The sequence below is a fragment of the Pseudomonas salmasensis genome, from assembly GCF_014268375.2.
In the GTDB taxonomy this organism is placed as follows: Bacteria; Pseudomonadota; Gammaproteobacteria; order Pseudomonadales; family Pseudomonadaceae; genus Aquipseudomonas; species Aquipseudomonas salmasensis.
The window spans coordinates 2,188,972-2,210,881 of record NZ_CP077083.1; the positions used below are offsets into that span (position 1 = coordinate 2,188,972).

Annotated in this window: 12 protein-coding genes and 1 pseudogene; 5 read left to right on the forward strand and 8 right to left on the reverse strand. The window is 60.1% G+C overall.

Features of this window, described 5'->3' with window-relative positions; all coding sequences use genetic code 11:
• The first annotated feature begins 105 nt into the window (after positions 1-105).
• The 5 genes from HU731_RS09665 (at position 106) to HU731_RS09685 (ending at position 11,805) form a co-directional block, all read left to right on the forward strand.
• Positions 106-1,179, forward strand: a complete 1,074-nt coding sequence (locus tag HU731_RS09665; RefSeq protein WP_186607896.1) for a 3-deoxy-7-phosphoheptulonate synthase — start codon at positions 106-108, stop codon at positions 1,177-1,179.
• Entirely contained in the window at positions 1,176-2,594 is a 1,419-nt protein-coding gene (locus HU731_RS09670; RefSeq protein WP_186607895.1) for a chorismate-binding protein, read from the forward strand. The genes HU731_RS09665 and HU731_RS09670 overlap by 4 nt, the downstream gene beginning before the upstream one ends.
• A 126-nt stretch (positions 2,595-2,720) precedes the next feature.
• On the forward strand, positions 2,721-4,634 hold the full coding sequence (gene thrS / locus HU731_RS09675; RefSeq protein WP_186607894.1) for a threonine--tRNA ligase: 1,914 nt from the start codon (positions 2,721-2,723) through the stop codon (positions 4,632-4,634).
• Between the two features lie 460 nt (positions 4,635-5,094).
• Positions 5,095-6,729: a ShlB/FhaC/HecB family hemolysin secretion/activation protein gene (locus tag HU731_RS09680; protein ID WP_225931645.1), complete on the forward strand. Its 1,635-nt coding sequence runs from the start codon at positions 5,095-5,097 to the stop codon at positions 6,727-6,729.
• A gap of 120 nt (positions 6,730-6,849) precedes the next feature.
• Positions 6,850-11,805, forward strand: coding sequence for a hemagglutinin repeat-containing protein (locus tag HU731_RS09685; protein WP_186607892.1), 4,956 nt, complete (start codon positions 6,850-6,852; stop codon positions 11,803-11,805).
• A 121-nt stretch (positions 11,806-11,926) separates the two neighbouring features.
• Here the strand turns inward: HU731_RS09685 and HU731_RS09690 are convergent, their stop codons facing one another.
• The 8 genes and pseudogenes from HU731_RS09690 to HU731_RS09725 form a co-directional block, all read right to left on the reverse strand.
• Complete coding sequence (locus tag HU731_RS09690) at positions 11,927-12,388, reverse strand: SRPBCC family protein (RefSeq protein WP_186607891.1); 462 nt, start codon at positions 12,386-12,388, stop codon at positions 11,927-11,929.
• Between the two features lie 86 nt (positions 12,389-12,474).
• Positions 12,475-14,022 (reverse strand): MDR family MFS transporter, encoded by a 1,548-nt coding sequence (locus HU731_RS09695; RefSeq protein WP_186607890.1) that lies wholly within the window; start codon positions 14,020-14,022, stop codon positions 12,475-12,477.
• Positions 14,015-15,166 (reverse strand): HlyD family secretion protein, encoded by a 1,152-nt coding sequence (locus tag HU731_RS09700; protein ID WP_186607889.1) that lies wholly within the window; start codon positions 15,164-15,166, stop codon positions 14,015-14,017. Before HU731_RS09700 ends, HU731_RS09695 begins: the two co-directional genes overlap by 8 nt.
• On the reverse strand, positions 15,163-16,644 hold the full coding sequence (locus HU731_RS09705; protein ID WP_186607888.1) for an efflux transporter outer membrane subunit: 1,482 nt from the start codon (positions 16,642-16,644) through the stop codon (positions 15,163-15,165). The genes HU731_RS09700 and HU731_RS09705 overlap by 4 nt, the downstream gene beginning before the upstream one ends.
• Positions 16,645-16,895: 251 nt before the next feature.
• The gene (locus HU731_RS09710) at positions 16,896-17,636 is read right to left on the reverse strand and encodes an AraC family transcriptional regulator (protein WP_186607887.1); all 741 of its coding nucleotides are present in this window, start codon (positions 17,634-17,636) and stop codon (positions 16,896-16,898) included.
• Between the two features lie 287 nt (positions 17,637-17,923).
• A pseudogene (locus tag HU731_RS09715) lies at positions 17,924-20,527 on the reverse strand (autotransporter family protein).
• 68 nt (positions 20,528-20,595) lie between these two features.
• Complete coding sequence (locus tag HU731_RS09720; protein WP_186607886.1) at positions 20,596-21,183, reverse strand: hypothetical protein; 588 nt, start codon at positions 21,181-21,183, stop codon at positions 20,596-20,598.
• A complete protein-coding gene (locus tag HU731_RS09725; RefSeq protein ID WP_437180732.1) occupies positions 21,180-21,812 on the reverse strand; it encodes a hypothetical protein in 633 nt (210 codons plus the stop codon). The genes HU731_RS09720 and HU731_RS09725 overlap by 4 nt, the downstream gene beginning before the upstream one ends.
• Between the last annotated feature and the right edge of the window lie 98 nt (positions 21,813-21,910).

Consider the following 21,910-nt stretch of genomic DNA (forward strand, 5'->3'; position numbering starts at 1 on the left):
TTGATGTCGAGTATTGCCTGGAGGCTTGAAGTGTTAAATCTTGATTCGGTATACGCATCGCAATCCTGGCGTCCGGAAAGCTGGCGCGACAAGGAACGCCGACATATGCCCAACTACCCGGGCAAGCAGCTGTCTGCCGTGCTCAAGCAACTGTCACGGCTACCGGGCCTGGTCAATGAAGACGACATTGTCCGGTTGCGGCGGGCACTGGTGCACGCAGCCGACGGCCAAGCGTTCGTGCAACTCATGGGCCAACGTGAACAGAGCCTGAACGACGTCACTAAGGCCACCTTCGAACAGCGCATCAAGACGCTTGAATCGCTAAGCGGGTACCTGGCATTAATGCTTGGCCTACCCGTATTGGCAATCGGCCCAGTCGCTGGAAGCTATGCGCGCACCCAACCCGATGCCACGGAGTTGCTCAATGGCATCATGCTGGATCGCTACTTTGGCGACATGGTCAACTGCAAGGCAGCCACACCGTGGGCCAGGCGCCCGGATGCCAATCGTCTGCTGTGGGCGTATGAAGCCACTGACACCGCAATGCAGCAGCTGCGCGGTAAAATGTCGGCAGTCCATACTTGCCATGAGTGCGCTCATCTGGACTATGAGCAAGCCCTGGTGCGCCGTACTTACCACTCGGGTTTCTACGCCTCCAGCGCGTCTTTGCTTTGGATCGACGCGTGCAACCTGTTTCACGACAGTTGCTATGTAGAGTTTGCCCGTGGCCTGCAAAACCCCGTCGCACTTCGCCTCGGGCAGCAGATCGATACCGATGTGCTGGTAAACACCGTGGAACGCCTCAACCCCGACCGCCAGACCGGCAAGATCCTCCTGATCGCCAATACGGCGGGCAGCCCGCAAGCGTTGGGCGAAGCGATCCGCGCCCTGCAGACACAACGATCACCCGTGATCTGGTTATGCGACCCGCTGAATATACACACAGCGCAACAATCGGCCGGCAGCCAGACCCAAAACGCCGCGCTTGAATGGGACCAAACCTTGAACCTGCACAGGACCCTGGACAGTCGGTTGAGCGGTATCGCTCTGGAAGTTCGTAGCCTCGCCAGCAGCCATCCTGCCCCTGAGCGTCATGAAGACCCGGCCCCGTTCTTCGACTTTCAAAAAACCTTGCAACTGTGCAGTCATCTGGCCCATGCCTATCGGGAGTCTCGATGAATACCCTCAAACAGTCGAGCTATGCCAACCCCTATCCAAACCTGAACGCGCACGAGCTGGGTGCCGCATTGCTGCCCGTGCTGGAACGGCGCTTCCCAAAACTGGCGAGTGAGTTCATGGGCTTGTTCAGCCACCATACCGACGGCACGAGAACGTCAATGATCGGCATCGGGAGTGAATTTCGCCTGGTGGTCACCCATGACGGGGCGCACCTGAATCTGCAGTTGCAACATGAACAAGCGGTGTGCCTGGCAGAAACGGTGGCGCTGGACGTGTCGCAGCTGTTCCATGAACAATTGTTCGATGCGGTGGCGCGCTTCGTGGAGCAGCTACGCCCATGGTTAATGGAAAAGCAGGGGCTGCCCGCATCAGCGACCTTCCTGGGAGGATGGCGTTGCGCAACCCATCCTGAGTACCTGAGCGAACCGCTGATATTCACCCTACCGCGGTTATTCTGCCGGATCAGTGAAGAGCAACTTACGTTCAGTTGTCTGCACGAAGATATCTGGTACGCCATCGACGAACGTCTCATCGCCTCTGTGGCTGACTTCACCCCGACGGCCAACCCACGTATCACCAAACGCGAAGACATTCCGGCGTGTGCAGACTACGTGGACGACCTGGTCGGTTTGTTGAACGAGCTGGCGTGCACCGATGCAGACAAAGTTGTCATTGGCCGTGAAGTCAAATTAACCCTCGAACGCCCCATCTCTCCTGCGGTGTTGTTACGCCTGGTGGCGCCCCGTCCCAACCCCCATTACGAGTTTGTCTTCCGCTGGGCCGATCAGGTGGCGTGGGTGGGAATTTCACCTGAGACGCTGCTGCGCAAGGAAAAAGAGCTGTTGGTAGTCGAACCCCTGGCGGGAACGCGCAAGGGCTCAAGCGAAGGTGAAAAAAATGCGCGCTACAGGCAGGAGCTCACCAGTGACCTGAAGGAACTCGAGGAGCATGAAACCGCCGCAGGGCTGTTTCTTGAACAGCTCGCCACCGTCTGCGAGAACGGCACATTAGACTTGCGCGAATCTCGCAGCGTGATCGACCTGGGGTATGTGCAACACCTCAAAAGCTTGATCAGCGGTACAGTAAAAGCAGGGCTGAACGTATTCAATGCATTGGCGGCGGTTTACCCTCCCGCCACGATCTGGGGCAAACCCTTGGCAGTCTGCGGCGAACGTATTCGCCGCTATGAACAAATCGACCGCGGTTTTTTCACCGGTGGGCTTGGTTACTTCACCCTGGGTGATGATGCCAACTTTGCGCTGGCCATACGCATGGTCAAGCTCACTCAATCGCATATTCACGTCTATGCTGGCAGCGGCATCGTCAAGGCCAGCGACCCCTATCGGGAATGGCTGGAGACCACTAACAAAATGAAACCCTATCTCGCCAATGAATATGTCTGGAACATATCGTGATATGGTTGCACACCGCGGTTCCAGACGCTTGGGCAGCCTATTCAGGTTAGGTTGCCCATACACTCATATGGCTACACACAACGCATTCACGCGTTAGATACTATTAATATTCGAGCACCCTTACATATGGTCACTATCGCTCTACCGGACGGCAGTCGCAGAGAATTTCCAGAAGCTTTGACTGTGCAACAGTTGGCTCAATCCATTGGCGCAGGACTCGCCGCCGCGACCCTTGGCGGCAAGGTCGACGATACGCTGGTCGATGCCAGCTACCTCCTGGAAACAGATGCCACCGTAGAGATCATCACGACCAAGAGCCCACAAGCGCTGGAGCTTATACGCCACTCGACAGCTCACTTGATGGCCCAGGCGGTTCAACGACTGTATCCCGGCACTCAAGTAACGATAGGCCCTGTTATTGATAATGGCTTCTATTATGACTTCGTGGCACCTCGTCCTTTTACAATGGATGACCTGCCGCTCATCGAAGCCGAGATGACCAAGATCGTCAAAGAGCAACTACCGGTGATTCGCACGCAGCTATCGCGTGATGAAGCACTGGCGTTTTTTGAAAAACTGGGCGAAAGCTACAAGACCGAAATCATCGATTCTATCCCTTCCGGCGAAATACTCTCGCTTTATACCCAGGGCGAGTTCACCGATCTGTGCCGCGGGCCTCATGTACCCAACACTGCAAAGCTGGGCGCTTTCAAACTCATGAAAGTGGCGGGTGCTTACTGGCGTGGTGACTCCAACAACATCATGCTCAGTCGCATCTACGGTACCGCCTGGGGTAACGAAAAAGAGCTCAAGACTTACTTGAATCAACTTCAAGAAGCCGAAAAACGCGATCACCGCAAACTGGCAAAACAATTCGACCTGTTCCATCAACAGGAAGAAGCTCCAGGCATGGTCTTCTGGCACCCCAAAGGCTGGTCGTTGTGGCAGACGGTCGAACAGTACATGCGTCGGGTTTACCGCGACGGTGGCTACCGTGAAGTCAAGTCGCCGCAAGTGCTTGACAGTACCCTGTGGAAAAAATCCGGGCACTGGGACAACTACAAAGAAAACATGTTTGTCACCGAGTCCGAAAACCGCCAGTACGCACTCAAACCGATGAACTGCCCAGGCCATATCCAAATCTTCAAGCATGGCCTGCGCAGCCACCGTGAACTGCCGATCCGTTACGGCGAGTTCGGTGGCTGCCACCGCAACGAACCTTCGGGTGCCTTGCACGGCATTATGCGGGTGCGCGCCTTTACCCAGGATGACGGGCACATCTTCTGCACCGAAGAGCAAATCGCAGCCGAGATCAAAGCGTTCCACTACCAGGCAATCAAGGTGTATGCCGACTTTGGCTTCACTGATATTGCGGTAAAAATCGCACTGCGTCCTGAGCCGGGCAAACGCTTGGGCAGCGACGAGGTGTGGGACAAGGCCGAAAACCTGTTGCGTGATGCCCTCTCGGAGTGTGGCGTTGAGTGGGAAGAGCTGCCAGGCGAAGGCGCGTTCTACAGCCCCAAGATCGAATACCACCTGCGTGACGCCATCGGCCGTGAATGGCAGGTAGGCACCATGCAGGTCGACTATCACATGCCGGATCGCCTGGGCGCAGAATACGTCGATGAGCACTCGCAACGTCGCAAGCCAGTGATGCTGCACCGGGCAATCGTAGGTTCGCTGGAACGGTTCCTCGGTATTCTCATCGAGCACCATGCTGGCCAGTTCCCGCTATGGCTTGCGCCAGTGCAAGCCATCGTCGTGACGGTCACCGATGCACAAAACGATTATGCCGACCAGACACGCAATGATTTGGTGCAGCTTGGGTTCAGGGTTGAAGCCGATCTGCGCAATGAGAAAATCGGCTACAAAATTCGTGAAAGTACGCTTCAACGCGTGCCTTACCTGCTCGTAGTCGGTGAACGAGAGAAAGAAAACGGCACCGTCACTGTTCGCTCCCGCGCGGGCGAAGACTTGGGAAGCATGACCATGGAAGCCCTGCATGCCTTCCTGTTGAACGAGCAATCAGCTGGAGGCTGATGAGAGGTTCGCACCCGAAAAGGCCATTCGCGAGAATGGCCTTTTTTCGTTTTACCGTGCAGACACGTCTGTCGGGCGCCCACCGTAGCTATAAACAGGGTGATTAACAGCACTACTTGCAACAATAAACATAACGTCTCGCCCCCTCCCCCCCCTACAAAGCCCTGAAACAAAGGGTTATCAGGTTGCCTCCTGCCCGCCACGCACTATTTTTGTGCGATTTTTCCCTGAATAACGTGGCATTCCTCACGTTTTATGCAATAAATCCTACACCCATGTAACAAAACGATTAATGATGACTCCAGTTCAGCAAGCCCCTGAACTCAAGGTTTGGCTCAGAAGGCATAGATCGTGTGTATTTCTACGTTAAGGATGTCGAGTGCCAAATCAGCTCTCAACCGGACACTTGTGCTGTCTTCACAAACTGGGCGTCGCCCTGCTCTGCCTTTGCTCGCTGCCTATGGCCGCTGCCGACGGCCCGCAGCCTGGCCAGGAAGCCTTGCGCTTGCAGCAACAACAGCAGCGCGACCTTCAACAACTCCAACTCGAACAACGCCAGCGGCAGATGCAACGCGGCAGCTTCGCTACGCCTGCGGCCACACCGGCCTTGCCCACGGACATCGCCAAGGATGAACACTGCTGGCCCTTGAGCGGTACGCGCCTGGCCGGGGTCACGCTGTTCAGCCGTGCCGCGCTAGACAAACATATCGAGCCCTACGTAGCGCCTTGCATGGGCGTCACGCAGATCAACCGCCTACTGGCCGAGATCACCCGGCTGTACGTCGAGGCCGGTTATATCGCCAGCCGCCCCTACCTGATCAGTGCGCCCGCCGCCGGGCAGCCGCTGGATATTCACGTCGAAGAAGGCTACCTGGAAGCTATCGAACTGGCCGACCAGAGCCTGCCCGTTTCATTGGGCGGGGCATTCCCTGGAATGCTCGGCAAACCCCTGAACCTGCGAGACCTGGAACAGGGCCTGGACCAGCTCAACCGCCTGCGCTCGGTGGACCTCACCGCCGACATCGCCCCAGGCAGCACAGCGGGCGCGTCGCGCATCATCCTGCGCTCGCGCGGCAGTGCCTCGCGCTGGGCCCTGGGCCTGGGGGTGGATAACCTCGGCAGCGCCGGCACCGGGCGTGATCGCAATGCCATCAACTTGAGCCTGGACAGCCCGCTGCAACTCAACGATTCGCTCAACCTGAGCTTCAGCGACACGCTCAACCATGGGCCGCGCTACAGCCGCAGCCACAGCCTGTTCTACTCCATCCCTTACGGTTACTGGACCTATAGCCTGTTCGCCAGCCATGCCGAATACCGCTCACCGTTCAAGCTCAGCCGCACCACGTTTTACAACAGTGGCCGCACCGATCAGGTCAGCCTGCGCAGCGACCGTGTGTTGTGGCGCGACCAGGGCCACCAACTGAGCGCCAACCTGCAACTGGCCTACAAAGACGTCGACAGCTACCTGCAGAAGGTGCACCTGGACATCCAGAGCCCCACGCTGACCGTGGCCGAAGCGGGCCTGAACCTGTTCTGGCTCAACAGCGCGGTGTGGAACCTGGACGTCAACTACGCCCAGGGCCTGACCTGGTTCGGCGCCGATCGCGATGCCGACCAAGTGCAGAAAAACCGGCCCAAGGCGCAGTTTCAAAAGTACCGCGCCAACCTCACCCAATGGCGCAACGGCCAATGGTCAACGCAGCCATGGCAGTGGCAAAGCCAGTTGTCGGTGCAGTACAGCCCGGATGCATTGCCCGCCATCGAACAGTTGCTGATCACCGATGACTCGGCCGTGCGCGGCTACCGCGAAAACAGTACTTCCGGTGCCATTGGCGCGGTATGGCGCAACACCTTGCGCCTGCCGCTCAACACTGACTTGCCGGTGAAACTCACCCCGCGCCTGGGCCTGGACAACGGCTGGGTCAAGCATGAACACGGCGCCCGGAGCCAACGCCTGAGCGGCGCCAGCGCGGGGCTCAACCTGAGCTGGAAGAACGTGCAGCTCGACGTCGATTACCAACGCAACCTCAACACCCCCACAGGTTTTCGCCAGGAGCCGGAGGTCTGGCTGACGCGCCTTAGCGTGCAGATATGAGTGTGCACAGATGAGCCAACACCTGTTTTTAGCCTGAGTCACCGCCGTACCTGACCACCCCAGCAGCGTTGCAACGAACAACGCACGTGGTGGATCAGCCAACACAGAGCGAGATTATTTATGCCGACTACTCCACACAGCTTCCACCTTTCACCCCAGGGCAAACTGCGCTGGGCCATCGCCAGCCTGTTCCTGCTGCCGCAGCTCGCGCTCGCCGCAGGCTTGACCGTCGTCGAAGGGCCTGGCGGCACGCCGCAACTGCAAAACCAGGGTGGCGTACCCATCGTCAACATCGTCGCGCCGAACGCCGGCGGCCTGTCCCATAACCAGTTTTTGGACTACAACGTCGACCGCCAGGGTGTGGTGTTGAACAACGCCTTGCAGGCTGGTCAATCCCAACTTGCCGGGCAGCTGGCGGCCAACCCGCAGTTCCAGGGCCAGGCGGCGAGCGTGATCCTCAACGAAGTGATCAGCCGCAACGCCTCGACCCTCAACGGCGCCCAGGAGATTTTCGGCCAGGCGGCCGATTACGTGCTGGCCAACCCTAACGGCATTTCGGTGAATGGCGGCAGTTTCATCAACACGCCCAATGCCAACCTGGTGGTGGGCCGCCCTGAACTCAACGACGGCAAGCTGCAAGCCTTGAGCACCCGCGATGCCAACGGCCAACTGACAGTGCAAGGCCAGGGCCTGCAAAACCGTGAAGGCTCCATCAACCTGATCGCGCCGCGCATCGACAGCGAAGGTCGCCTCAGTGCTCGCGATCAATTGAACCTCACCGTCGGCCGTAACCAAGTCGATTTCGCCAGCGGGCAAGTGCGCCAGGTGGACCCGGCCAGCAAGACCCAGGACCAACGCATCGACGCGCGCCTGTTCGGCGCCATGCAGGCCGGGCGCATCAACATCATCAGCACCGCCGAAGGCGCCGGTGTGCGCGTGGGCGGCGTGCAGGTGCAAGGCACCGACGGGGTGAAGATCAGTTCGGCGGGCGACCTCGACATCAGCGGCCAGGTGCGTGCCGACAGCCTCGACGCCATTCGTGCTGGCGTGCACAGCCGCCAGGGCGATATCGACTTGCACAGCGCCAAAGATTTGAACCTGGCCGCCACCGACGTCAGCGGGCGCAACGTCAAACTCGACGCCAGCCGCAACCTGACCCTCAGCAGCCTGGAAAGCCGCAAGCTCCAGGAAAAGCGTGAGCAGTGGAACAACAGCAACTTCCTGTTCACCTACGAAACCTACGACCGCACCACCACCGACAAAGACTCGCGCCAACACGGCAACAAGGTCGTGGCGCAACAGGATGCCGCGCTGTCTTCCGGCGCCAACACCGAGATCAAAGCCAGCCATGTGGAAGCGGGCAACACCCTGCGCGTCGACAGCGGTGCCGACCTGCACGTTAACGCCGCCACCGAAACCCATGAAACCCGCGACCAGGGCAACCATCGCAAGCACCTGTGGAAAGCCAACTGGGATAAGTCCAGCAGCGAACAACGCAGCATCACCAGCAGCCTCAAGGCCGGCAACACGCTGGAACTGACCAGCAAGCAAAAACTGCAATTGCAAGGCGCCGAGCTGAAAACCCCCGGCGATATTCAACTGGCCGCCCGGCAGGTGGAAATCACCAGCGCCAGCCGTACCCAGAGCAGCCGCGACAACGCCTACTCCGGCGACCTCACCGGCGGCAGCTTCTTCGGCAAGAACGGCGACGGCAACCAGGGCAAGACGTCGAACACCGGCAGCAAGGTCAACGCCGATGGCAAGCTGATCGTCAAGGCCGACGACGTGCGCATCAGCGGCAGCCAGGCCCGGGGCGGCAAGCAGGCCAGTGTCATCAGCGACAAAGGTTCGCTGGTGATCGACGGCGTGCAAGACACCTCCCACGACAACCGCTACAGCAATGACAGCAAGTTCTTCGGTATCTCCAAGGATGAAAGCCGCAAGAACCTCAAGGACAGCACCGTGGTTGCCAGCGACCTGCGCTCGGACAGCAACCTCAAGCTGCAAAGCGCCCAGGACATCCGCGTCAGTGGCTCCCAGGTGTCGGCTGGCGGCGAACTGCAGGCGGATGCCAAAGGCGATATCAAGGTCGTTGCCGCCGAGAACACCACTCACGACACCACCCGCACCCATACCCGTGGCTTCGATGGCTACGCCAAGGAAACCGAGGGTGTCAGCCGCCAGTACCGTGCGGGGTTGAGCTACGAAGACCAGCAGCAAACCCGCACGACCGACACCTCCCAGCAGCAGGCTTCCAGCCTCAAGGGCGGCAGTGTCGTGGTGAAGGCCGGTAACAACGTCAGCATCACCGGGTCCGACCTCAAGGCAACCGCAGGCGATGCCAGCCTGAGTGGCAAAAACGTCGAGCTGTTGGCCGCCCACGACAAGCGCACCGAAGCCGTCGACAAAACCACCACCGGCGGCAGTTTCTACTACACCGGCGGCATTGATCGGGCAGGCAGTGGCGCTCAGTTCAGCCACCAAAGCAGCCAAGACACCGCTGAAAAAACCACCGCGCAAACCAGCACCGTGGCCGCGGCTGGCAAGCTGACCATCAACGCTGGCAATACCTTCACCAGCGAGGGTGCACAGGCCAAGGCCGGCGCCGAGCTGCAGGTCAACGCTGGCCAGATTAACAACCAGGCCGCCCATTCCACCGACACCAGCACCCACAAGGAAAACGGCTGGGCCGCCGACGTCGGCGCCAATGTCGAATACAGGGGCATTACCCGCCCGATCGAAAAAGCCGTCGAGGGCGTGGCCCAGGCCAAGTTCCATCAGCCCGGTTTGCTGGACGCGTTCGAGCAACCCAATGTGGGCCTGGATGTGGAAATCGGCCACACGAACAAAACCGGCACAACGCAGGACAGCACCGCCGTGGTCAGCCAGTTCAGTGGCGCCACGGTGCAGGTCAATGCAGCCGGCACGTTGCAGGACGAGGGCACCCAGTACCGCGCCACCGAGGGTGGGCTGAACATCAAGGCCGGCGAGCACCTGGCCACGGCAGCGGCCAACACCCAGAGCAGCAGCGAGCAAGGCGTGGACGCCAAGGCTGGCGTGCGGGTCTATACCACCACCGGTGAAGACGTGAATGTGCGCGGCAGCGGCCTGGGCGGCAGCAGCGATGTGCGCGAATCCACCAGCACGGCGGTGGTCGGCAGCTATGCGGCCAGCCAAGGCGTGAGCATCGAGGCCAAGGGCGATGCCCGATATGAAGGCAGCCAGTTCGACGGCGGCCAGGCCGGGGTCAACCTCAAGACCGGCGGTGAATTGGCGCTCAACCAGGCCACCGATACCCAGAGCAAAAACAGCAGCACGCTGCGCGGCAACGGCTCACTGACGGTGGGCACCGCACCCGGCGCCAATGGCAGCAACGTCAACCTCGGTGCCGGTGTGCAGCTGGATAACAAGCGCCTGGACACCCAGGACAGCCAAGCCCAGGTCGCGACCATTCAGGGCAGCGGCCCCGTGCAGCTCAGCAGTGGCGCTGACATGACCCTGCAAGGCACGCAGATCGGCAGCACGGGCGCGAAGGCTGGCGATATCAGCCTCAGCGCCGGCGGCAAGCTGGACCTGCAAGCCGCCACCGACAGCCACGTCAGCAACGGCAGCAACCTGGGCGGCGGCCTGACCCTCGGCGCCGGCAAGACCAGCAGCGCCGAAAGCAGCAGCAAGACCGGCAGCCTCAGCGCCAACTTCAACATTGGCAAAGTGGCGGAGAACGACCAGAGCGCCGTCATCGGACAGTTGCACAGCACGGGCAAGGTCAGCCTCGCCAGCGGCGCTGATGCAACCGATGCCATTCACTTGCAGGGCACTCAGGTCAGCGCAGCCAGCGTTAGCCTCGATGCGCAAAACGGCGGCATCCTGCAAGAGTCCGCGCAATCGACCCAGGCCCATGACAACTGGGGCGTCACCCTGGGCGCAGGGGGCAGCGTCGGCAAAACCACCTTGGCCGACGCCAGTGAACATGAGACACCCAAGACCCAGCGCGGCATCAATGCGCGGGCCACGGTCGATGTGGATCACCTGCAAGGCACCACCCAGCACAACAGCCTGATCACGGCGGGTAACGTCACCCTCAACAGTGCCGGCGATACCCATCTGGCCGGAGCGCGTATCGACGCCGACAAGGTGAACGGCACGGTGGGCGGCGACCTCGTCGTGGAAAGCCGCAAGGACCACGTCAATAGCACCCAGGTGAATGTCGACGCCAGGCTGGACGTCGAGAAGAACCAGCCGGGGGTGGTCGATAAACTGGCCAAAACCACCGGCCCGCTCAAGGACAAGGTACAAGCCAAGGCTGAAGGCGCGTTCGACAAGCATCGCGACAAGCTGGAGAACGTCGTCGACAAGGGCACCGGGCACCTGGCCTCGGCCAAGGACAGCGTGGTCAACAGCGTGGTCAATGCCAAGGAACGCCTGGGCGAAAAACTCACCCGAAGTGGCAGCTACGACGTGAACCCAGAGCCCCGTGGCGCCTTCGGCACTCGCGTGGACAAGGCCAAGGCTTACCTGGCAGACAAGACCGATGCCCTGGGCACGCGCCTGTCTGGCTTCAAGGATAAGGTCTGGCCAAAAACCAGCGACAGCTACACCGTCAGTGGCAAAGACACCACCGGCAGCAAGGTGGCCAATACCGCTGAAAACGTGTTGTTCGGCGACAAGAGCGGCAACACCAGCTACACCCCGACGCTGTATCTGGATGTCAGCCATGTGGTCAAAGACAGCGTCACCCAGGCGTCGGGCATTCGCGCAAGCCGGGGTGTCAACGTGCAGGTCAAGGGTGATACGCAGCTCACGGGCGCGCGGATCAGTGCGCCCAATGGCAAGGTCGAGTTGGGTGGCTCCAAGGTGACTGCAACCACACTGGCCGGCAGTGACTACCGCGCCGATGTCGGGCTGAACGTTTCGAAGTCACCGGTCAACCTGGCCCTGGGCGCCAAGGACGAACTGACCCAGAAACACGACGACGCCACGCGCAAGGACCAAGCCTTCAACCTGGGCCCGCTGCGCGCGGGTGGGCACAGTGAAAGCCAGGCCTTGCAGGCGGGGATTGATCAGGCCATCAACTAAAGGGTAATGCCCACCCCACTGTAGGAGCGAGCTTGCTCGCGAAGAACGTCAACGATGACGCTGGCATGCTGAGAGTACGCGGCGTTCTCAGGTTTTTCGCGAGCAAGCTCGCTCCTACACATCAGTTGAAGAGCGCCTGTACGTTCTTCATCGCATCATCGGCAAAGCCTTGCAGGAAGGCTTCGAACGCCGGTACGTCTTCCTTGCCGCCCGTGCAGGGCTGGCCAATGATGGTCCAGGTCGCCAGGCTCTGGGCCGGGCCTTGCTGCACCACCTCCATCAGCGCCCACAGGTTGCCAATATTCAGTGAGGTGTAAATCAGCGACCAGGTCATGGTCATGGCTTGGTCATCATGGCTGTTGAGTTGCTCAATCACCACGTTGCCGTCCTTGAACAACTTCTTGCGTACGGACCGCACGCCCTCGCCGGTCATTTCGATATGGGACAAGGCCGGAATAAATGTCGCAAAACCGGCGAAATCGCCGACCACATTCCACACACTGCGAGCATCGCCGTTCACGCTAACGCGTGCGACGACAGGGTTGCCCACCGGGTTACAAACCAGGGTATCGGGTTGTTGCATGAGAGAGCTCCTTTTTTCCGGGAGGCGGATAGTGGGCTCCTACCCAACGCAGTGAGCTGTACACATTCAATACCTGCTTGGCGTGGTTATGCGTTTTTGGCTGACTGCCGTAACGCCAAGGCCGCGACACCGCACACGATCAACGCGACACAGGACACGTAGAACGCATCGCTGTAGGCCATCAGGTACGCCTCGCGCCGCACGGTGTGGATCAAGCCGTCGATCACCTGCTGTTGAGCGGGTAGTAGCTGGTTGAAGATGAAAGCCTCGCTGTCGGCCATGCTGGCGCGCAGGCGTTCCTGCAAGGACGGGGAAAACAGCGTGATCGACTCCCCTACCCGCTCAGAGTGAAAGCGCTCGCGCATGGCCACGATCTGCGTCAGGCCCGCCGTGCCCACGGCACCACCCAGGTTACGCAGCATGGAGAACAAGGCCGAGGCCGAGCCGGCCTCATCCTTTGCCAGGCCAGACACCGCCAGTACGGAAAGCGCCACCATGATCAGCGGCTGCCCGATGCCCCGTACCACGGTGGACGGAATAATCACGTTGGCGGCACTGTCCACGTCCAGGTGCGCGCCGAGGTAGCACCCCAGGGCCATGATGAAAAAGCCACTGGCGACCATCAGTTTCGGGTTGAGCCACTGCATCAGGCGCGGCATGAACGGCGCCAGTACCAGTTGCACCATGCCGTAGGCGATCAGGCTGATGCCAATCTCCCGGGCGTTGTAGCCCTGCAATTGGGACAGGTAATTGGGTACCAGGAACACCAGGCCGAAGGTGGCCCCGCCGAAGATAAACATCGCTGCGCTCGCCACACCGAAGTTGTAGCTCTTGAGCAGGCGCAGGTTGATGAAGGAGCGACTGCCATACAACTGCGACAGCACGAAGTACACCAGGGCAACGCCGGCAATCAGTGACATCCACACAATGAAATCGGAGCCGAACCAGTCCTTGCGGCCGCCCTCTTCCAGCACGATCTGCAAGCCACCCAGGCCGACGATCATGGCGATGATCCCGCCCCAGTCGCCACGCTTGAGCAGGCTTAGTTGCATGGGTTTGGCATCGATGGACCATGCCACCGCCAGCAGCAAGAGAATGCCGGGAGCCAGTTGCAGGTAAAAGATCCAGCGCCAGGAATAGGCATCGGTCAGCCAGCCGCCAATGGACGGCCCGGCGGCCTGGGCGACGCTGTTGGACAGCGCGAACAAGGCCATGCCCATCGCGATTTTGCTGGGCGGCAGCTCGGTGATGATCAACTGGAATGACAAGGGGATCAGCACTGCGCCGGCAGCGCCCTGGATCACCCGAATGATGATCATCACTTGCAGGTTGGGCGCCCAGGAGCAGGCAATCGACGCCACCAGAAACACAAACGAGCCCACGAGCATCACCCGTCGCAGGGAGAACACCTGCACCAGCCAGGCGGTGAGCGGAATCATCACGATTTCTGCGACCAGATAGGCGGTGGAAATCCACGAGCCTTCCTCGAACGTCGCCCCCAGGGAGCCTTCGATCTCCGGCAGCGCGGCGCTGGTCACATGCACGTTCATGCCAGCCATGAAACACCCGAACAGCCCCCCGATCACCGCCACCCAGGCGCGAAAGGAGACGCTCTTTTCAGCCGCTTCAGTCATGTGTAGCGCCCTGATCATCTGGGCGGGTGTCCACCGTGGTGATGACCGACATGCCCGGCAGGATAGGTCCGCCTTCGTCATGCTCATCAATGACGATCTTCACTGGAAAGCGTTGCACGATCTTGGTGAAGTTGCCGGTGGCGTTATCCGACGGCAACAGTGCGAACACCGCCCCGGAGCCTGGCGAGAAACTCACCACATGGCCTTTGAGCTTGCGCCCCGAATAGCTGTCGACGCTGATATCCACCGGTTGGCCGGCACGCATATCGCGCAATTGGGTTTCTTTGTAGTTGGCCACGACGTAAGCCTGCTGCAAAGGCACCACCGCCAGCAGCGGCAACCCTGGCGCGACGTATTGGCGGGTTCGCACTTTGCGCTGCCCCACTACGCCGTCGATGGGCGAGCGGATCAAGGTGTCCTCCAACGCATGGGTCGCCAGGTTCAACTGCGCCTCGGCGTGGCTGCGCCGGGCTATCTGTTGCTGGAGCGAGGCCTGGGCCAGTTGGCGACGGGTGACGGCCACGGTCAAGCGGGTTTCCTGCTGACGTTGCATGGCCTTGGCAATCTCCACCGCAGCATTGGCCTGGGTGTAACTGGCGGCGGCCGTTTCCAAGCGCTGGGCGCTAGCGGCGTGTTCGCGCACCAAGCCTTCGTAGCGGCGCTGGTCCAGGCTAGCGCGGCGCAGCTCGGCAGCCACACTGCGGACGTGGGCCTCGGCCTGGGCAACGCCGGCCTTTTGCTGGGCGATAAGGTTGTCGGTGACGTGCAGGTTGGCCTCTTGCGCTGCCACCGAGGCCTGGGTCTCGGCCAATTCTGCGCGGGCTTGTGCCAAGCGGGCCTGGTAGTCACGGTCCTCGATGCGCACCAGCACATCCCCGGCCTTGACGGGCTGATCGTCCTCTACCATCACCTCGGCCACATAGCCTGAGACCTTCGGGCTGATGGGAATCCAGTCGGCCCGCACATAGGCATCATCGGTTTGCTCCAGGTAACGGCCGACCGTCATCCAGTACAGGCCGAACACCACCGCCGCGATCAACAACCCAGCGCCGCCCAGGATGAGCAGATGCCTTTTGCGGCGTGAGTTGTGCTCAGCCAGCTGTTCATCCTGGACAGCAGTTTTTTCATCAACGGCGATATTCATGGCTGGGTACCGGAAAAAGTGGTGTAAGCGTGGGTGGGCGCTGAAGGCTGCCAACCACCGCCAAGCGCCCGAAACAGGCTGATCTGGCGTTGCAGCAATTGACCATCGGCGTCGGCGCGCGTGGCCTGCAAGCGGATCAGTTCACGCTCGCTGTCCAGCACGTCGAGAAAGTCGATAGCCCCCGCCTCATAGTTGAATTGGGCCAAGGTGTAGGCCTGGCGGCTGCTCTCCAGCGCCTGGCTCAGGGCCGCGTGGCGCTGGCGTTCGCCGTCGTATAACGCCAGGGCCTGGCGCACCTCCTTGAGGGCCTTGAGCACGCTGGCCTCGAACTGCGCCACCTCCCCTTGCTCAAGCGCTCGCGCCTGCCTGACCCGCGCACGGTTGGCCTGCCAATTCGGAAACTGCCAGGTAATCAGCGGGCCGATGCCGAACATCACCGCACTGCTGTCCCCCAGCTCATGGGGCTTGTTGGCCGATGAAGACACGGACGCGCCGAAGGTCACCTTGGGGTACAGGTCGGCCTGGACGATATCCACTTGCAGCGTGGCCGCCTGCAACGCTCGCTCGGCCTGACGGATGTCGGGGCGGCGCGCCAATAATTGCCAGCCATCGCCCACCGGTAACTCGGCATTGAGTTGTGGCACCACTTCACACGTCGCGGCGCCAGAGTCCTGTTCAAGATCAGCGACGCCGGTCAGCATGGCCAATTCGTAGAGCGCGGCTTGCCGACGCGCCTCGAGCATCGGCAACAGCGCCTGGGTTTCGCCTTGCAGGGCTTGCATGCGGCTGTACTCAAGGTCTGTCACCACACCGGCCTGGCGCTGGCGATCGGTCAACGCCAGGCTATGCCCGACCACGTCCAACGAATGGCGCTGGACCTTGGCACGCGCCCCCAGGGCGCAGGCATTCACATACGCGCGAGTGGTTTGCGCCACGACCGTGATGCGCAGCAAGTCTTCGGCATCCTGCGCGGCCGCGGTTTGCACTTGAGCCCGTTCAATGGTGCGCTGAACCTGGCCCCAGACATCCACTTGATAAGCCAGCTCGAAGCCTGGGTTGAATGCCCACTCTGACGGCGCATGACTATCGGTGGCCTTGGCCAGCGTCTGGTCATCAGCCGTCTTGCCGTAAGCGGCACCCAGTGACGCCTGGGTGGACGGCCAGCGCTCGGCATCGGCCTGCTGGATGCCGGCCAGCATTGCCTGCACATGGGCCTGGGCCGCCGCCAGGTCGCGGTTGTGCAGCAACGCCTTTTGCACCAGCGCATCAAGTTGCGGATCGTTGTACAGCTGCCACCAACGCTCGGGCAATGCCTGGGCCGACACGCCTTGCGGCAAACGACTCAGGGCATTGATGCGTTCAGGATGGGGCTGTGCCGGTGTATGGGCGACCCAGGACGAACACCCCGCCAACAACGACACCGCCACGCCGAGCAGCGAAAGACGGCCATGCCGTGGGGAAAAAGAAGGCGAACCCATCGAAGAAATCCAGAAAGCCAAGTAGAGGCGCAGGGTAAAAGCGCAACGGGGTGCGCATCTCCCGAGTTCTGGACAACCATCGTTTCGATTGGGACAAGGTGCAGGTCTGTAGGAGCGAGCTTGCTCGCGAAAAACGTCAACGATAACGCAGCGCTCTCAGGTTTTTCGCGAGCAAGCTCGCTCCTACACGGGCATGAGGGCAGCCCCCACATTTGGACCGAGGCCAGAAGGAAGTCCGTCGCCGAGTCAGCTCACACCAATCGGCAGTGACTCGGCGTGTAACCCAGGGTGCGCTTGAACATCGCGGTAAATGCACTCGGGCTTTGGTAACCGTGCTCCAAGGCCACCTCCAAAATCGAGGCCCCACTGGCCAGCCGCTGCATGCTGAGCAGCAACCGCGTGCGCTTGCGCCACTCGCCATAACTCATGCCCAGCTCTTTCTGAAACAGCCGCGCCAGGGTGCGTGAACTCATATTCAGTTGCGCCGCCCAACACTCCAGTTTCGACTCCTGGGAAGGGTTGTCGATAAAGCCCGCACACAGCGCCTTGAGCCGCGGCTCATCCGGAATCGGCACATGCGCCAGCACCCGCTGCGCGCGGTCAAGCTCCGAGAAAATCAGCTCGACAATCTGCACATGACGCAACGACACCGCCTGGCTGTCAGGCTCATCGCCCGCAGCCACAATCAGCTCGCGCAGCAAGGGCGAAACCCTGATCACCTCACACGCCTGCGCCAACCGACCGTGCGCCCCCGGCGAGATCAACAAAGTGCGCATACGCACCTCGCCGGTCATGCGGATCTGATGCTCCATCGCCGGTGGCACCCACAGGGCATGCCCAAAAGGCAGCACCCAAGTTGCCTGCTGCACCGACACCAGCATCACACCGTTGATGGCGTAGACCAGTTGGCCCTCGTCATGTCGGTGGGCAGGCACGATGTCGCCGTGAAGATAGTTACCGGCGAGGGCTGCCAAGGGGGTATGCGCGTTCATCTCAGGAGGCCGCGAGCAGGTTAGGTCGGCCAGTGTTGGAAGGATCCTGGGGTGTCATGTCGCTTCTCCTTTTTTGAACAGCGTGACCCGTTGGGCCTCGGTGGCCACTGGATTCAATACTAAACAAAGAAAGGGTGGGGGGAATTGCGTATTGGGGTGGGTATTGGGGAAAAACGTCGAGGAAAAATTAAAAAAACCGGAATATTGGGGAGTGGATTTCGACGAAGAAAGATTAGTGTTTTTGGGGATAACAGGGGCTCGCAAAGAGCCCCTGTTTGCGTTCACCCCTAAAACGCGTAACGCGCCTTGACCATCACACCATCAGCATCAAACCCGCTACGCGCCTGGCGGGTATAGCTGGCGCCCACCGTCAGCGCCGACACCTGATAATTCAGGCCCAGGCTGGCTTCGTAGCTGTCACGTGCCACCGAAGCGCCCGTGACGGTAAACGCCGAACCGCCCAGCACAAAGCTGGAGGTTTGCGCCACGCGGTCGCCCATCAGGTCGTGATAGGCCATCAGGGTCGCTTCCGGTTGCAGGCTGCCGGTAGCCAACGGGAAGTTGCTTGCCAAGCGCACACCCGCGCCCAACTCGCCTACTTCATAGCGTTGTGAGCCGGTGCTCAGCGCCGCCGAAGAGCCCTTCTCGGTGAATCCATCCATGCGCACGTTGGAATAACGCGCCGCTACTCAAGGTCCAATCACAGCAGCATCCGACAGCTTGAAGCTGTAGCCACCCAATACGCTGGCCGACAACACATTGCTGTCGTAGCTGCCCTTGGCGGTAGTACCCGCCACACGACGCTTGCTGTCATTGTCGTTATGGCCGTAGCTCAAGCTGCCGTCGACAAACCAGTTCTGCAGCGACCAGTTGCCGTACAGCGACAGCGCATGGCCTTCGACGTCGGTCTTGTTGCCGAGGTCCGAATGGATGTTGGAATTGAGGTAGCTGTACGCCACGCCCAGGGTGGTGGTGTCGTTCAAACGACCATCCACACCCACCGCCATGCCGCTGCTATTGGCCGAATAACCGTTGTCGCCGTTGCGGCCATTTTGATCCATGTTGCTGCTCAAGCCTTGCAACCACACACCCATGGCTTCGCGATTATCACGCTGGCCCGAGAGGCGATTGAGGATTGCGCCATTGATCACCGTCTGGCCCGACAAGGCCACGTCCAGCGCACCACGGTTGACGTCCGGCTTGAGTTGCTTGCCCACCTGCGCCAACTGCTGCGCGGTGCCCGCGTTGGCCAGGGCCTGGAACACCGGATCATCCGTTGCCAACTGCCCGAGCACGTCATTTTTTGCTTCGTTGACCACGGTAACGACCGGGTCAGTGGCGCCCGCGCCGGTCAGCTCCTCTTGCACTTGCTGATTGCTCTTCAAACCCACCACGGCCTTGACCGTTTGCGCGTCGGCCGAGTAACTCAGCACATCCAGCAACGACGAAGTGCTGGCGACCGACAGGCCGTTGTTCTGCACACTGCTGGCTTGCAGCAAGGTGTATTCGGTGCCGCTTGGCACGGCGGTGAAATCGCCTGGGTTGGCGCTCAAGGTCACTTTCGACGCCTGAGCAAAATTCGCCGCACCGTTGACCGTCAGGTATGGCGTGGTTGGCACCACGCTGTTAGCCAGGCGCATATCAATGCCCGCACCGCTGGCGATGTTGAGGTCACCGGTGAGCACCGTGCCAGGGGCCGACAGGTTCAGAGAGCCCGAGTTGATCGACACCGGCGCGATGATGCGGCTGCCGGAAAAGTCAGCCTGGCCGGCGATGTTCACCGCGCTGACGTTGAGCACATCACCGACGATTTTGCCGCCGGTCCAGTTGAGGGAGGCGCGGTTGGCTGCGTCGATGGCGATGCCGGAGTTGCTGCGGATTTCACCGGCTTGTTGATTGATTTCGAAGACGGAAGTTTGCTCGGCTGCGTCAACAGAGATGGCCGTGCCATCGGCGATGATCGTGCCGCGGTTGATGATCCCGCGGGAGCCGGTGGGGTTGTTTTGGGTGAAGGTGGCGCCCAGGAGATCAATGGCTTTGGCGTTGGTGCCTTGGGCTTGGAGCGTGCCGGTGTTGAGGATGGAGTCAACGGTGCCTACATAAAAAATGAGGCCGGCTGAATCAGAGCCATTCACGGAAATCAGTCCACTGTTTTCAATACGCAGTGGACTCGTGGTGGTTTCAACCTCTATGCCCCAGGCGCGCTGGCCCGTTGCGGTGATGGTACCGGAGTTGATGATTTTTCCGCCGATATTGATCGGGTACGCTTGCGGGCCATCCACCGCCAGACCCACCACCTCATCACCCGCCATTTCGATCACGCCTGTATTAGCCACGTCGCCTGCCACTTGGGTGTTATGCAGGAACATGCCCTCGCCGCCAAACGTGCCATTGACAGCAGAGACGTCCGATACAAAAGGCGTTGATTTGATAGTGCCAGAGTTGATAACACTGCCACCAATCACTGCATCACCAATCTCAAAACCTTCGTAACCGCCATTGTTCATGGTGATGTTACCGGCCTGAATAACATCGCCCGTAATCGTACTGGGGGTCGAGCCGTCATTTGCAAAACCGAATGGGTCCACGGCAAACGCCCGGATGGAACGTCCGTCGGAGGTCATCACAATATCAGCACGATTGATCAGCGAACCTTGAATGCTGGTACTGGAAACACTCACGCCCATCAACGCAGTAGTGCCAGAGTCGGGGGTGGGCGTTTGATTAGTCGCCTCAGTCAGCCTTCCGGTGAAAATCAGAGACTCATTGAACGTCTCACCCTTCCACGAGGTTTTGCCTTGACTCAGATCTACTTCAACGGCCAATACCTGGCTGCTGATTGCACCGACCATCACGGCCAACAGTTTTTGCTTGAACGGATTTCGCTTCATTTGAAAACTCCATGTACGACAGAAGAGATCGCCATAAACCCTGGCGATCACAGATATAAAACGAACGACTACAACAAGCGCCGCTGCACCGCCTCATCCAACGTGCTGCGAGTGAGGGCTTGCACCACCTCGTGGGTGTCCTGACGGAAAGGCACGGCAACGATCAACAACAATTGCATCCAGGTACGCAGCGACTCGCTCTTACGCACACGACCCAGCTCTTTACCGTCCTTGTCCTTGAATACGGTCTCCAGGGTGAAAGTGTTCTTCGCGGTAGAAGGAATAATGAAAAACGTCACCCCGGTGATGATGGCCGACGCCATGCTGAACTGTTCGTTGTTGTACAAGGTGGCCTCAACATAAAGATCTGCCTCGGCCTTATCCGTACTCACCCACGCAAAACGCCCCGACTCACGAAAGCCCTCGGCAACCGTCGCCTCCCCAACCGCTGCCGCAGCCCCCGCAGCCGTATTGGCCGGCCCACCGTTGACCTGATTCATGACCGTGGTGCGCACGAACACCTTCGGCTTCTGTTGCGGCGTATTGGCCGTGGGTGGCCACGTCTGTACGGGAGGCAACTCGTTTTGCGAATACGTCACGCAGCCAGACAACAGAACCGCAGCGAGCACCACACAGTGCTTGATTGAACCGATCATTTTTGTTCTTCCTTAAGGGTTGGTTGTACCAACTTCGCCGTGGCGTTATCGAGCAGCGTTGAAACCAGTTCATTCAACTTCTTGACCCCCATCACCGGCGACCAATACTCCCGCCCGTAAAGCCCCACGTTGTGCTCAAACTTGATCTGCTCCTTGGCGGCAGCCAGTTCTTTACCGTTACGGTCAACGATCGCCAGATCACCAGCCATATCAAAACTGTCGACGTAGATGGGGCCGTTGACCCAAATCCAGATCGTCAGGGTCAATAAAGCCCCCGGAATGTAAGCAGGATGCGGCGCGCGATGGCCCTTGAGCGATGTCATGTTGAATTTGAGCACCACGTCGTTCTCACCCAGGCGCACCGGGTATTCGGTGACATCCTTGAAATAGCCACCGGCCTTGACGTATTGGTTGAGCTGATGGGTGAGTGAGCGGCTGATGGCGGCGCGGGTGGCGTCGTCAGTGTCTGGGATGGCGACGGAAACGTCGGCGATTTGTGCGGTACGGGGGCTGCTGACCAGTGCTGGGTGAAGCGGAGTTCCTAACGGACCGGTGACTGTGTAAGAAACGCAGCCGGTCATCGAGAACACCGTGATGAGTACGGTGGTTTTGAAGAGGGTTTTAAGCACGGAATGTGCTTATGGGTGTAGTGGTATGTTGGAATGAAATTTTGGAACAGCAAAATAGAGGCGCGCCGGAGGGATGCAATAGTTTTCTAACGTTAAGT